Raw genomic sequence first — 13,457 nt, 5'->3', positions numbered from 1 at the left:
TGTTGCAGCGCTGGTTGTCGAGTGGGGTGTTGTCGGGGTCGCGGCTGGTGGTGGTGACGCGGAACGGTGTTGCCGTGGGTGATGAGGCGCCGGATCTGGTGCAGGCTCCGGTGTGGGGTCTGGTGCGTACGGCGCAGTCGGAGAATCCGGGCCGGTTCACTCTGGTCGACCTCGGTGCGGAGCGCACCGTGGACGGTGCCGCGCGGACGGAGCCCGGTGCGGGTGCCGCTGGGGTGGCGGATGTCGCTGTTGCTCCGGACTGGGTGGGGCTGTTGGCTTCGGAGGAGCCGCAGTTGGCGGTGCGTGCGGGTGAGGTGCTGGTGCCGAGGCTGGCGCGGGTGGAGGAGTTGCCGGAGGGGCGGGCCTGGCGGCTCGGTGTCCGGGAGCGTGGTTCGCTCGACGGTCTCGCCCTGCTGCCCTCCGACGCCGAGCGTCCGCTCGGTCCGGAGGAGGTCCGGGTGGGTGTCCGGGCGGCGGGTCTGAACTTCCGTGATGTGCTGATCGCGTTGGGGACGTATCCGGGTGAGGCGCCGCTCGGCAGTGAGGCCGCCGGTGTGGTGCTGGAGGTCGGTTCCGAGGTCACGGGGCTGGTGCCCGGGGACCGTGTGATGGGTCTGCTGATGGACCCGTTCGGCCCGGTCGGCATCACCGACCACCGGATGGTCGTACCCATGCCGGAGGGCTGGTCGTTCACCCAGGGCGCGGCGATGCCGCTGGTGTTCCTCACCGCGTACTACGCGCTGACGGACCTGGGCGGACTGCGCTCTGGGGAAAGGGTGTTGGTGCACGCCGCAGCCGGCGGTGTCGGCATGGCCGCCGTGCAGATCGCCCGGCACCTCGGTGCCGAGGTGCTGGCGACGGCCAGCGAGCCGAAGTGGGGGACCGTCCGGGCCCTCGGGGTCGCGGAGGAGCGGATCGCCTCCTCCCGTGACCTGGGCTTCCGGGAGCGTTTCCTGCGGGTCACGGGCGGTGAGGGCGTGGACGTCGTCCTGAACGCGCTCGCGGGCGACTTCATCGACACCTCGCTGGACCTGCTGCCGCGCGGCGGCCGGTTCCTGGAGATGGGCAAGGCGGACATCCGCGACGCGGAAGCCGTCGCCGGGGCCCGTGCGGGCGTCCGGTACGTCTCCTTCGACCTCCTGGAGGCCGGCCCCGACCGGATCCAGGAGATGCTGCGGGACCTCGTCGCCCTCTTCGCCCGGGGCGCGCTGACCCACTCGCCCGTCCGTACCTGGGACGTGCGGCGGGGTGCGGACGCGTTCCGGTTCCTGCGGGAGGGCCGCAACGTCGGCAAGGTCGTCCTGACCGTCCCGGCGCCGCTCGATCCCGGGGGCACGGTGCTGATCACCGGTGGCACGGGTGGTCTGGGTGCCGCTTTCGCGGAGCACTTCGTGCGGGAGTACGGTGCCCGGAACCTGCTGCTGCTCAGCCGTCGCGGTGCCGCCGGTGAGGGTGTGCCCGGGCTGGTGGCGGGGCTGGAGGAACTGGGNGCGCGGGTGCGGGTGGAGGCGTGCGACGTCGCCGACCGCGAGCAGCTCGCCGCGGTGATCTCCTCGGTGGAGGGGCCGTTGACGGCGGTCGTGCACGCGGCCGGTGTCCTGGACGACGGTGTCATCGAGTCGTTGACCCCGGAGCAGTTGGACCGCGTGATGCGGCCCAAGCTGGACGCGGCCCTGCACCTGCACGAGCTGACCGCCGGCAGCGAACTCTCCGCCTTCGTCCTCTTCTCCTCCGTCGCCTCGCTGTTCGGCAGCGCGGGCCAGGGCAACTACGCCGCTGCGAACGCGTTCCTGGACGCGCTGGCCGCGTCCCGTCGGGCGGCCGGGCTTCCGGCGACCTCGCTGGCGTGGGGCCTGTGGGCGACTGCGGGCGGCATGGCCGGTGAACTCGGCGAGGCCGAGATCGCCCGTCTCGCCCGGATGGGCGTCGGCCCGCTGCCCACCGGACTGGGTCTTGACCTGTTCGACCGGGCGCGGCGGTCGGAGGAGGCCCTGCTGGCGCCGGTCCTCCTGGACCTGGGCGTACTGAGGGCGCAGGCGCGGACCGGGATGCTCCCGGCGCTGTTCCGCGGCCTGGTCCGCGCCCGGAGCCGGGGGACCGACCCCGCCGGCGCGGGCTCCCTGGTGCGGCGGCTCGCGGGGGTGCCGGAGGAGGAGCGGGAGCAGGTGGTCCTGGACGTCGTCCTGACCCAGGTCGCCGCCGTCCTCGGTCACGCCTCCGGCTCCGCCGTCGATGGGGAGCGGGACTTCCGTGAGCTGGGCATCGACTCGCTCGGCGCCGTCGAACTCCGCAACCGGCTCACCCAGGCCACCGGCCTGCGGCTGGCCACCACGCTGGTCTTCGACCATCCGACACCGCGCGCCATCGCCGCTCTCCTCCTCGACCAGGCCGGTGACCTGGCCGCGGCGGCACCGGCCCCGGTGGAGAGCGGCCCCGGCGGCGGCACCCTCGGGGCGCTGCTGCGGCACGCGCACACCTCAGGCGCCATCGCGGAGGCGGTGCCGCTGCTGACCGGCGCGGCCCGGTTCCGGCCCGCGTTCGGCTCGGCCGCCGAACTGGGCGGGGCCGGACACGTGGCGCGGCTGGCCTCGGGCGACGCCCGGACGAAGATCGTCTGCGTGCCGTCCTTCGTGGTCGGGTCGAGCCCGCACCAGTTCATGCGGTTCGCCGACGGGTTCGACGGGGAATGGGACGTGTTCGCCTGCTCGCTGCCCGGCTACCGGGACGCCGAACCGGCCCCCGGCTCCTGGGACGCGGCCGTCGAGGTGCTCACGGAGTCGATCGCCCGGACGGTCGGCGACGCGCCCTTCGTCCTGGTCGGCTACTCCACCGGCGGCGTCCTGGCGCACTCCGTGGCAGCCCGCTTCGAGGCAGCCGGGACCACCCCGGCCGGACTGGTCCTGATCGACACGCCGATGCCGGAGTCCGAGGAGGAGACCAACGGGGTCTTCAGCGCGGTGATGGCCCAGATCCTCGCCCGGGACACCGGCGCCGGGGCCGTCACCGACGCCGAATGGCTCATGATGGGCGCCTACATGGGCCTGCTCGCCGGCCACACCCCCGTACCGGTCGCCGCCCCGAGCCTGCTGATCCGCGCCGATGTGCCGCTGACCGCGGACACCTGGCCGTCCTGGGACGTCGCGGACACCGAGGTCAAGCTCGCCGCCGACCACTTCGGCCTCATCGAGGCGGAGGCGGCCGAGACCGCCGCGGCCACCCGGAGGTGGCTGCGGACGTGACCCCCGAACCCCGGAAGCGGCCCCCGCCCGGATCCCGTACCCGAACCCGACCCGGCCGGAGCCAGACCCGGCCGCACCACGCCAACCCGGAGCAGCACACGTGAACACGAACCACACGAGCGGAGAGAACTCACCGATGAACACCCCCGAGGCGGGCCCGGCGGCCCGTTGCCCCGTCGACCACGGCGCGGCCGCCCCGGCCGCCACCATCCCCGCGACCGCGCTCCCGGGGTCGAAGAAGCACGCGGTCGTCCAGCTCTACAACTACTGGACCAACCCGCAGGCGTTCGTCGAGGACTGCCGCAAGGAGTACGGCCCCCGCTTCCAGGTCAGCATCCGCCTCCCTCCGCGCCCGGTGTACGTCCTCACCACCCCGGACGACGTCAAGGCCATGTTCACCGCGCCCGCAGACGTCCTCCACACCGGCAACGGCTCCGCCACCATCGAGAAGTACACCGGCCAGTCCGGACTGGCCTGGCTCGACGAGGACGAGCACAAGGTCCGCCGCAAGGCCATGATGCCCAGCTACCACGGCGGTGCCCTGGAGCGGATCGCCGAGGCCATCACCGAGACGGTCCGGACCGACGTGGCCGACTGGCCGCGCGGCACCTCCGTCCAGCTCCACTCGCACATCCACAGCTTCACGATGAACGTCATCCGCGAGGTCGTGTACGGACCCGAGGGACCGTCCCGCTGGAAGGAACTCCACCGGCTGCTGCTGGAGATGATGGAGTTCAACAACGGTCCGGCGTCCCCGATGCTGCTCCACAAGATGCCGCCCCGGATGGTGCGGGTCCTGCGGGCGATCCGGCCGCTGGGCCTGGAGCGCTTCCTCAAGCTGCGCGAGCGGGTGGACCGCCTCGTCTACGAGACGATCGACGAGCACCGCGACGCCGGCCGCCGCGGCGACGACCTGCTCTCCCGGCTGCTGGAGATGACCCACCCCGACGGCAGGGCGCTCAGCGACAGCGAGATCCGCGACGAGCTGTCCACCATCTTCCTCGCGGGGACCGAGACCACCGCAGCCGCCATCGCCTGGGCCTTCGTCTACCTGGCCCGGGACCGGGCGGCCGTCGCCCGCATCCGCGAGGAGATGGCCGCGGGCGAGGACACCTACCTCACCGCCGTGGTCCACGAGGTGCTGCGGCTGCGGCCCTCCATCCCCAACATCATCGTCCGCGAGGTCAAGAAGCCCATCGAGATCGGCGGCGTCCGCTACGAGCCCGGCCAGCACCTCTGGGCCAGCGCCTTCCTCCTCAACCGCGACCCCGACCTGTACGAGGACCCGGACGCCTTCCGGCCCGAGCGGTTCATCGGCGTCAAGCCCGGCACCTACTCCTGGATCCCCTTCGGCGGCGGACGCATCCGCTGCCTCGGCGACCGGATCGCCCTGCTGGAGATGAAGGCCGTCATCGGCGAGGTCCTCCGCCAGTGCGACCTGCACGTCTCCGACCCCGAGCCCGAGCGGGCCCGCAGCCGGATCGTCGTCAACGTGCCCGCCGACTTCGCCCGGATGGAACTGCGCCCCCGCGTTCCCGCGGCACAGACGGCAGGCGCATGAACGCCCTGCTCATGCCCCTGATCGCCGCCCAGGGACTCTGGGTGCGGGCCAGGACCGAGGTGCTGCCCGAGGCCGGGGGGCCGACGACCGGCACCGTCGGCGAGGGCGCCCCCGGCACCCCGTTGCGGATCGCCGTCCTCGGGGAGTCCACCGCCGCCGGCTGCGGCGTGGACTCCCACGACGAGGGCTTCCCCGGCAGCCTCGCCCGCGCCCTGTCCGAACGGCACGGCGCCCCCGTCACCTGGGAGGTCGTCGGCCAGCACGGGGCGACCGGCCGCCGGGTCCGCCACCGGCTGCTCCCGCGGCTCGGCCGGGACTACGACCTCGCCGTGCTGCTCGCCGGCTCCAACGACGTGCTGGGCCGCCGGGCCCCCGAGGAGTGGGGCGAGGACCTCGCCGCGATCCTCGACGAACTCGCCGACCGCTCCGCCTCCGTGGTCGTCGTGGGCATCCCGCCGTTCGCGGACTTCCCCTCGCTGCCGTCCGCCCTGGCGCGCTACTGCGCCGAGCGGGCGGCGGCCGCCGACCGGGTCTCCCGGACGGTGTGCGCGGAACGGCCCCGGACCACCTTCATGGGCTCCACCGACATCATGGAGATCACCCCGGAGTTCTTCGCCCGCGACGGATTCCACCCCTCCGCCTTCGGGTACGGCCGCTGGGCGCGGGCCGTCTCCGACCATCTCAGCTCGGGCGGGTCCCGGCCGGGAGGGACCGCATGACCGACAGGAGGCCCGGGGCATGACCCCACCCGACAGCGGGACGGTCCCGCGGCGGGGCTGGAGCATCGCGGTCGTCCTCACCGGCGTCTTCGTCTCCTCGCTCGACCTGTTCATCGTCAACATCGCCTTCCCGGACCTGGCCCGGTCCTTCCCCACGGCGACCCTCAGCGACCTGTCCTGGGTGCTGAGCGTCTACGCGATCACCTTCGCGGCGCTCCTCGCCCCGGCGGGCCGCTGGGCGGACCAGTCCGGCCGCAAGCGCGCCTTCCTGGCCGGACTGGCCCTGTTCACGCTGGCCTCGGCGCTGTGCGCCGCGGCCCCCTCGCTGGGCTGGCTCGTCGCCGCGCGGGCCCTGCAGGCCGTCGGCGGCGGACTGATGCTGCCCAGCTCCCTGGGGCTGCTGCTGCCGCTGTTCCCGCTGGAGCGGCGGGGCGCAGCGGTCGGGCTGTGGTCGGCGATGGGCGGCGCCGCGGCCGCCCTCGGCCCGCCCGTCGGCGGGCTCCTCGTCGACGCGGGCTGGCAGTGGGTGTTCCTGGTGAACCTGCCGGTCGGCGTCGCCGGGGTCCTGGTCGGTGCATGGGCCCTGCGCGAGGTGCGCGAGGAGTCCCGCACCTCGCCCGACGTGCTGGGCGCGCTGGTCCTCGCCGTCACCGTGGGCGCCCTGGTCGCGGCCATCGTCCAGGGCGAGACCTGGGGCTGGACCGACGTGCGGGTCCTCGGGCTGGGCGCGGCCGGGCTGGTCGGCATCGCGCTCAGCGCCGTCCGGGCGGTCCGCCACCCGGCCCCCGTGATCGAGCCCGCGATCCTGCGCATCCGTGCCGTGGCCCTGGCCAACGTCGCGACCATGCTGTTCTTCGCCGGGTTCGGCGCCATGGCCCTCGGGGCGGTCCTGTTCCTGACCCAGATCTGGCAGCACTCGGTGCTGCGCGCCGGGCTGGAGATGGCCCCCGGCCCGCTCATGGCGGCGGTGTGCGCCATACCGGGCGGGCTGCTGGCCACCAGGTACGGCAACCGTCTGGTCGGCTGCGCGGGCAGTCTCCTCTTCGCGGGCGGCGGCCTCCTGTGGGCCACGGCCACCGGGGCCGACCCCGCGTACGCGGCGGACTTCCTGCCCGCCGGGATCATCGCCGGCATCGGCTCGGGCCTGGCCCTGCCCTGCCTGTCCGGGGCGGCGACGCTGCCGCTGCCGCCCGAACGCTTCGCCACCGGCACGGCCATGGTCTCCATGTGCCGGCAGATCGGCCTCGCGCTCGGCGCGGCGGTCGTGGCCGCGCTCATCGGCACTCGCCCCGACCTGGCCGCCTTCCACGCCAGTTGGTACTTCATGGCGGCCTGCGGACTGGCGGGCGGAGTGGCGATGCTGGGGGTCCGGGACACCGGCCCGCGGCTGGTCCCGGTGGCCGGAGCCGTCGCGCGGTGACCCGGTCTCCCTCGCCGGACCGGGACGGCGGGGGAGGACGACGGGACCGGAGGGGGCGGTTGGACCGGAGGAGCGGGGGCCGGACGCGGCAGGTCACCGTCGGCGGCGTGGGCACTCCCGTGGCGGTCGCGGTCGGCGGCCCGGCCGGGCGGTCCCGGCGGGAGGCCGGTCGAGGACGCGTCCCGAAGGGGCGTTCCGGGGGCCGGACGGGCACCCGTACGACTCCCGGCCCCCGCCGTGGCACCGCGCCCGCCCCGGAAGCGCACGCTCCTCCCCGGGACCGGGAGAAGCCGTAGCGGCAGGGGAGCGTGGGGCGGAATACTGCCGACGGCCCGTCACACCCCCCACCGGGAAGGACCCCTCCGTGTCCACGATACGCAGCGCCCTCGTCGTCGCCCTCGCCGCCGCCCTCGCGGGTGTCGTCCCGCAGGCTGCGGCCGCCCCCGGACCCGCCCCGCGCGACAGCGTCGAGGAGGCACGGCTCGACCGGGCCGAGCCCAGGGAGATCCTCAGGCGCAGCGGATTCGCCTCCGTGGACGAGGAGTTCCGCACCGAACTCGCCCGGGCTCACTCCTTCGCGCAGGCCGAGCGGACCGTCGCCCGGCACGGCGCGCGGCTGTGGCAGCGGGCCGTCGACCGGGCCCAGGGCCGTGGCCCCGCCCGCGGCGACCTCTCGCGCGACGACGACCGCCCGCTGTACTGGGCACGGCTCTCCCTCACCCGTGAACTGCGCTCCTGGCAGGCCCGGTTCTGCCTCTCCGACGAGGGGCGCGCGCGGCTGCTGGACCGGCTGGAACGCTCCTCCCGGGGCCAGGACTCGATCCGCTTCCCCCGCGGCAAGGGAGTGAAGCGGATCCTGCTGACCGGCTTCGACCCGTTCACGCTCGACCGCGACATCCGGATCAGCAACCCCTCCGGCGCCACCGCCCTCGCTCTGGACGGCGTCCTGCTGCGCACCGCCGACGGCTCGCCGGCCCGGGTGGAGACTGCAGTCTTCCCCGTCCGCTGGGCCGACTTCGCCGACGGCACGGTGGAACGGGCCCTGCGCCCGCACCTGCCGGAGGTGGACCTGTTCACCACCGTGAGCCAGGGCCGCCCGGGGCGCTTCGACGTGGAGCGCACCAACGGCGCCTGGCGCGGCGGCTTCCCGGACAACGAGAACCTCTCGTCCACCGGGACCGTGCCGGTGGGCGACCCCGCGTCCCAGCCGCAGTGGACGACCACGACGCTCCCGCACGCGGCGATCACGGCGGCGCGGACCGGCCGCTTCCCCGTCCTCGACAACACCGCGGTGACCGAGATCCCGGCCGGTTCGGACACTCCGACGGTCCGTCCGGACGGGCCGACGCCCGGCTCGCGGGCCAGGGCGGGCGCCGGCGGGGACTACCTGTCGAACGAGATCGCCTACCGGGCCACCCTGCTGCGGGACCGCCTGGGCCTCACCCGGCTGCGCGGTGGTCATCTGCACACCCCGGTACTGGAGTTCGGCGCGGGCAACACCGACCCGGCGACGGGTACGGTCACCGACGCCGGGCTCGTGCGGAACCGGGTGGACATCATCGCCCAGGTGCGGGCGATCCTCGGCGTGGCGGCGGCCCGGAGCTGACCAGGAGACCGGGCGGGGTGGCCGTCCCCGCCATCCCCGCCGTCCCCGCCGTCCATCCCGTCCCCGCCGGGCCGGCCGGCCCCCGGGGCCCGCGCGGGGAGACGCCGCCCCGGAGTCACCGCCCTGCCACCGGGGCGCCGGACCACCCGTGCACCGGGTCCGGCACACCGGACCGGCCCCGACGTGCGCGGCGCCCTTCGCCGGGCCCCCGGGCCGCCGCGATGCGCCGCGCGGCCCCGCCGGGACCGCGACGGACTCGCGGGAGGGCAACCGTGGAGGGAGAGGCGCGCCGCGGACAACCCCGTGCACGGCCCCGCGGCAGGGCTCCGCAGACGGCCCCGCGGCAGCCACTGCCCGGCGACGGCCCCGAAGGCCCCGGCACTCAGCCCAGCGAGACGACCGTCGCGGTGTCCGGTCCGCCGGGGGTCCGGTAGTCCACGCGCGCACCGGCCCGGTGCCCGAGCAGTGCCAGGCCCAGCGGGCTGTCCGCGGTGACCACGTCCAGGTCCTCCGGCGTCGCCGTCTCACCGATGGAAAGGGTCCGCTCGGTGCCGTCGCCGAAACGCACCCGGACGGTCGTGCCGACGGCGATCACGTCCTCGCGCGGGGGTCCCGCCGTGTCGGCCCGGCGCAGCCGCTCGGTCAGCTCGTCGAGCCGGTCGTCGATCCGCCGCAGCCGGTCCGCGCGCCTCAGTTCGTCGGCCCGGTCGGCCTCGTCGCCCGGCGCGTCCGCGTCACCGAGCGTCGCGGCCACCGCGTCGCGCTCCGTCCGCAGGTCGTCGCGGTCCCGCCGCACCGCCCGGCGGGCCTCGGCACTGATCGGTTCCGGCTCACCGCTCATGGTCGCTCCCGGAGGTGGTCGTACGGAACGGCACGGTCGGGCGGCGTACGGCCGCGCGGCCGACCCCACCAGCGTAGGCGCAGGGGCGGCAGCGCACGAACGGGGAGGAATCGCCCGCCGTCCTCCCGGTGGGGGAGCGGTGCACCGCCCCGCCCCGCCCCGCGCGGACCCGAGGGGCCGCCCGGCGCGCCCGTCACCCGGGCGCACCAGGCGTCGGCGCCTGCGGGGGCGGGGCGCCGGGTCCGGCCGCAGAGTGGGGCTGTCGTCTTGTCACCGTCCGGAAGGGCACCCCGCATGAGCATCCGCGTCGCCGTCATCTACTACAGCGCCACGGGGAACGTCCACGCCCTGGCCGAGGCCCTGGCGAAGGGGGCGGAGAGCCGCAACGCCGAGGTGCGGCTGCGCCGGGTGGAGGAACTCGCCCCCGACTCCGCGATCGACGCCAACCCGGCGTGGCGGGCCCATGTGGACGCGACCAAGAACTCCGTGCCGGTGGCGACCCTGGAGGACCTGGAGTGGGCCTCCGCCTACGCCTTCGGCACCCCGACCCGCTTCGGGAACGTGTCCTCCCAGCTCAAGCAGTTCATGGACCAGACCGGCGGGCTGTGGCAGGCGGGTGTCTTCCACAACAAGCCGGCCACCAGCTTCACGTCCTCGCTGAACCGGCACGGCGGGCAGGAGTCCACGATCCTCTCGTTGAACAATGTCTTCTACCACTGGGGCAACATCATCGTCCCGCCCGGATACACCGACCCGCTGCTGTTCGCGGCCGGCGGCAACCCCTACGGCACGAGCTGGCCCAGCGGCGGCAACGAGCGCCCCGACGGGGCCACCCTCGACGCGGCCCATTACCAGGGGCGCCACCTCGCCGACATCACCACCCAGCTCGCGAGCTGAGCCCGGGGGGGGCCCTACGGGGCCGCCGGGAGCCGCCCCCGGGCGCGCACCGCGCGGTCCCCCGTCAGCGGCGGCGCGTGCGCAGGGCGAACACGTCGGAGAAGCCGTTGGCGTCGTCCGGGGCGGTGTCCTGGTACTCCGTGAACAGCAGCGTCCGGCCGTGCGCGTCGATCAGAGGCGGCAGGAACTCGTCCCTCGTGTCCGACGGGGTGCGTACCGGCTCCGTACGGCCGCCGCGCGGATCGTGGCGGAAGACACCGGTCCGGCCGTCGGTGTCACCCGGCACCAGGTTGTCCGAGTCCGAGGTGAAGTACACCCAGCGGCCGTCCGCGCTCATCACGGCGGAGGTGTCCTCGCCGGTGCCGTCGGCGCCGCCGAGGCCCCGGCCGACCTGGGTCGTCCTCCCGGTGCGCAGATCGCGCAGGTAGGCGACGTAGCGGTGGGTGGTGACGGCCCTTCGGTCGATCTCCCAGCCGATGAAGACCACGTGCCGCCCGTCGGGGGCCACCGAGCTGCTCGCCGGGGCCACCCCGGTCAGCTTGCCGTCGGGGTTGACGCTCGCCCCGCTGGTCCGGCCGGAGTCCAGGTCGTACAGGTAGAGCGGGTAGGCGCGCGGCTTGAGGACGCCCGGGGCGTCCGCCCCCGCGCCGCCTTGCCCGTCCGCCCCCGCGCCGTCGTGCCCGTTTGCCCCTGCGCCGTCGTGCCCGTCCGCCTCCGCGCCGCCCGTCCCGCCGGGGTCCTCCCCGGGTGTCCCGGAGCCGTCGTCGGGGAGCAGGTTAGTGGCCCTGGAGGTGAAGGTGACCTTCCGGCCGTCGGCGCTGATGCCCGGTTCCACCGAGGGCCCGTTGGACGGCGAACCGTCGGCCCCGATGCTGACCACCCGGGACACGCCGGTGGCGCGGTCGGCGACGAAGATGTTCAGCACCGGATAGGTCCTGGTCCGCCCCGGATCGAGGTCCTGCCGCTTGGACTGGAAGGCGATGTACCGCCCGTCACGGCTGATGACCAGCGGGCCCATCGATCCCTCGTGGTCGGCCGGCGCACCCGGGGCCGGGCGGGTCACCCGCCGGGTCCGGTGGGCGGCGAGGTCGCGGACGTAGACGTCCGAGCCGCCGTCCGCCTCACCGGTGACCAGCCCGTCGTTGGCCGCGACGAAGGCGACGTAGCGGCCGTTGCCGCTGATCGCCCCCTCGGTCACCCCGGTGGCGCTCTGCCTCCCGTCCGTCCCCACGTCGACCCGCTCGACCCGCCCGGTGCGCAGGTCGCGGACGAAGAGGTCCGTGGCGCCGTTGGTGTCCCCGGGCACCAGATTGGCGGCGTCGGAGGAGAACAGCGCGTACCGTCCGTTCCCGCTCAGCCCGTTGGCGTACGAGTCGCCGTCGGAGGGCGCGCCCCCGGCGCCCGTGCTCACCCGCACCGGGCCCGTGCCGGGCGCCGCCGCCGCGGGCAGTGCCGCGGCGGCCCCCGCCAGCAGCGCCACCGACAGGACCGAACACCGCCACAGGGCCCTTCGGCCGCGCGGTGCCGTTCCCCCGTGCGTTCGTCCATCCGTTCTCCGGCTCATGGCCGCCCCTCCCGTGAAGCGCCGGTGCTCCGGCCGGCGTCCTGCGGGGCGCCGTTCGCGCGGCGCGCACCTCCCCGGGCGCCGGGCGGTTCCGGCTGTCGGACAGCGGAAGCCAACCCCCGGAGGCTCCGCGCGGTCAACGCCCCTCCGGCACGGGCACGTCCACAACCCGCCGCTCCGCCGCCCGGCCGCACGGCCCGCGCCACCGCCCGCCGGCACTCCGGCCTGCGGTCGCGCGCTCCGGGAGGGCGGCGCGGCCCGGCGGCGGCCGGTCCCGAACGCGACCGGAAAGGGCCAGTCGCCCCGGTTCGTCAACCTCCCCGCCGGGAGGGCGCGACGGGGAAGGCGGGCCGGGGTCCGCTGTGAGGACGGTCTCCCGGCCGCCGGACCCATTGGCCATGTCCCCGCCAAGGGGTATCGTCGCTCCGTTACCGACGACGGCGCAACGGAAGCCGGTGGGAAACCGGCACGGTCGCGCCACTGTGTGCGCCACCCTCTCGGGGGAGGCGTGAGTCAGACCCGTGGCCGTCGTCATGCACACCTGAGATGGGACGCGAACTCCCCGAGGAGGAACTCTCCATGGCGCAGCACATCGCTCAGCCGACCGTCACCACACCCGTCGTTCCCGCCACGATTCCGGTGAAGTCCATTGCCCCCTGGGCGGTCTTCCTCGGCGTCCTCATGCTGATCGTGCTCTACTTCGTCGGCGCCGAACAGGGCGCCACGTCCGTGTTCAGCGGTACCGGTGTCCACGAGTGGGTGCACGACGCACGCCACCTGCTCGGCTTCCCCTGCCACTGACCGGAGCGGAACCAGCAGACACCATGAACTCCGCAACCGTCAGAAACCTCCTGGTGCGGGGCATGCTCGCCGGCCTCGCCGCCGGCGTGCTCGCCCTCGTCGTCGCCTACTTCCTCGGCGAGCCGCACATCGACAGCGCGATCGGCTTCGAGGAGGCCCACGCACACGGCCACGACCACGGTGAGGAGGAGGAACTCGTCTCCCGCTCGCTGCAGTCCACCGCGGGCCTCGCCACCGGCATCCTGCTCTACGGCGTCGCCTTCGGCGGCATCGCCGCGCTCGTGTACTGCTTCGCGCTGGGCCGGGTCGGCCGCTTCTCGCCCCGGGCCACGGCGCTGCTGCTCTCCGGCTGCGCCCTGCTCGTCCTCTACGTCGTCCCGTTCCTGAAGTACCCGGCCAACCCGCCCGCCGTCGGTGACGGCGACACCATCGCCCGGCGGACCGGTCTCTACCTCCTGATGATGGTCCTCGCGGTGCTCCTCGCCGTCGCCGCGACCCTGTTCGGCCGGCGCCTCGCCCCCGTCCTGGGCACCTGGTGGGCCACGGTCGCGGCCGTCGCCGCCTTCGCCGTCGTGACCGGGCTGGCGTACGCCTTCCTGCCCTCGGTCAACGAGGTGCCGGAGGGATTCCCGGGTGCCCTGCTCTGGCGGTTCCGCCTCTCGGCGATCGCCCTGCAGATCACCCTCTGGACCGGGTTCGGCCTCGTCTTCGGCGAACTGGCCCAGCGCCTGCTCCGTCCGGGCGCCGTCCCGTCCCGGCCCCCGGCCGCGGCGGCCACCACCGCGCGCTGAACCACCGGAGGCAGCCGG

10 protein-coding genes and 1 riboswitch are annotated in these 13,457 nt (G+C 74.8%); of the genes, 8 read left to right on the top strand and 2 right to left on the bottom strand.

What is annotated here, in order from left to right:
- The first annotated feature begins 74 nt into the window (after nucleotides 1-74).
- The 5 genes from GTY84_RS25335 to GTY84_RS25315 all read left to right on the top strand — a co-directional run bounded on the left by GTY84_RS25335 (nucleotide 75) and on the right by GTY84_RS25315 (nucleotide 8,545).
- On the top strand, nucleotides 75-3,239 hold the full coding sequence (locus GTY84_RS25335) for an SDR family NAD(P)-dependent oxidoreductase (protein ID WP_202551727.1): 3,165 nt from the start codon (nucleotides 75-77) through the stop codon (nucleotides 3,237-3,239).
- A 136-nt stretch (nucleotides 3,240-3,375) separates the two neighbouring features.
- On the top strand, nucleotides 3,376-4,800 hold the full coding sequence (locus GTY84_RS25330; protein ID WP_161228712.1) for a cytochrome P450: 1,425 nt from the start codon (nucleotides 3,376-3,378) through the stop codon (nucleotides 4,798-4,800).
- Nucleotides 4,797-5,519 carry an SGNH/GDSL hydrolase family protein gene (locus GTY84_RS25325; RefSeq protein WP_161228711.1) on the top strand — a complete coding sequence of 241 codons (723 nt, stop codon included), beginning with the start codon at nucleotides 4,797-4,799 and terminating at the stop codon, nucleotides 5,517-5,519. Before GTY84_RS25330 ends, GTY84_RS25325 begins: the two co-directional genes overlap by 4 nt.
- A gap of 19 nt (nucleotides 5,520-5,538) precedes the next feature.
- Entirely contained in the window at nucleotides 5,539-6,939 is a 1,401-nt protein-coding gene (locus GTY84_RS25320) for an MFS transporter (RefSeq protein WP_161228710.1), read from the top strand.
- A 364-nt stretch (nucleotides 6,940-7,303) separates the two neighbouring features.
- The gene (locus GTY84_RS25315) at nucleotides 7,304-8,545 is read left to right on the top strand and encodes a pyroglutamyl peptidase (RefSeq protein ID WP_345943521.1); all 1,242 of its coding nucleotides are present in this window, start codon (nucleotides 7,304-7,306) and stop codon (nucleotides 8,543-8,545) included.
- 382 nt (nucleotides 8,546-8,927) lie between these two features.
- On the opposite strand, the gene GTY84_RS25310 is transcribed toward GTY84_RS25315, so the two are convergent.
- Nucleotides 8,928-9,386, bottom strand: coding sequence for a GreA/GreB family elongation factor (locus GTY84_RS25310; RefSeq protein ID WP_161228709.1), 459 nt, complete (start codon nucleotides 9,384-9,386; stop codon nucleotides 8,928-8,930).
- A 294-nt stretch (nucleotides 9,387-9,680) separates the two neighbouring features.
- Here GTY84_RS25310 and wrbA point away from each other — a divergent pair, with 294 nt between their 5' ends.
- Nucleotides 9,681-10,283, top strand: a complete 603-nt coding sequence (gene wrbA, locus GTY84_RS25305) for an NAD(P)H:quinone oxidoreductase (RefSeq protein WP_161228708.1) — start codon at nucleotides 9,681-9,683, stop codon at nucleotides 10,281-10,283.
- A 64-nt stretch (nucleotides 10,284-10,347) separates the two neighbouring features.
- Here the strand turns inward: wrbA and GTY84_RS25300 are convergent, their stop codons facing one another.
- Nucleotides 10,348-11,763, bottom strand: a complete 1,416-nt coding sequence (locus GTY84_RS25300; protein ID WP_161228707.1) for a PD40 domain-containing protein — start codon at nucleotides 11,761-11,763, stop codon at nucleotides 10,348-10,350.
- 487 nt (nucleotides 11,764-12,250) lie between these two features.
- Nucleotides 12,251-12,389: riboswitch (cobalamin riboswitch) on the top strand.
- Between the two features lie 37 nt (nucleotides 12,390-12,426).
- On the opposite strand from GTY84_RS25300, the gene GTY84_RS25295 reads away from it, so the two are divergent.
- A complete protein-coding gene (locus GTY84_RS25295) occupies nucleotides 12,427-12,648 on the top strand; it encodes a CbtB-domain containing protein (protein WP_161228714.1) in 222 nt (73 codons plus the stop codon).
- A gap of 23 nt (nucleotides 12,649-12,671) precedes the next feature.
- Nucleotides 12,672-13,439, top strand: a complete 768-nt coding sequence (locus GTY84_RS25290; protein ID WP_161228706.1) for a CbtA family protein — start codon at nucleotides 12,672-12,674, stop codon at nucleotides 13,437-13,439.
- Nucleotides 13,440-13,457 lie beyond the last annotated feature (18 nt).

This window comes from Streptomyces sp. SID8352 (assembly GCF_009862265.1).
In the GTDB taxonomy this organism is placed as follows: Bacteria; Actinomycetota; Actinomycetes; order Streptomycetales; family Streptomycetaceae; genus Streptomyces.
This window is presented reverse-complemented; position numbering and strand designations above follow the sequence as displayed.

Coding starts and splice junctions, on each gene's coding strand:
- GTY84_RS25290 (WP_161228706.1), top strand. CDS start 12,672: ATGAACTCCGCAACCGTCAGAAACCTCCTGGTGCGGGGCATGCTCGCC.
- GTY84_RS25325 (WP_161228711.1), top strand. CDS start 4,797: ATGAACGCCCTGCTCATGCCCCTGATCGCCGCCCAGGGACTCTGGGTG.
- wrbA (WP_161228708.1), top strand. CDS start 9,681: ATGAGCATCCGCGTCGCCGTCATCTACTACAGCGCCACGGGGAACGTC.
- GTY84_RS25310 (WP_161228709.1), bottom strand. CDS start 9,386: ATGAGCGGTGAGCCGGAACCGATCAGTGCCGAGGCCCGCCGGGCGGTG.
- GTY84_RS25330 (WP_161228712.1), top strand. CDS start 3,376: ATGAACACCCCCGAGGCGGGCCCGGCGGCCCGTTGCCCCGTCGACCAC.
- GTY84_RS25295 (WP_161228714.1), top strand. CDS start 12,427: ATGGCGCAGCACATCGCTCAGCCGACCGTCACCACACCCGTCGTTCCC.
- GTY84_RS25320 (WP_161228710.1), top strand. CDS start 5,539: ATGACCCCACCCGACAGCGGGACGGTCCCGCGGCGGGGCTGGAGCATC.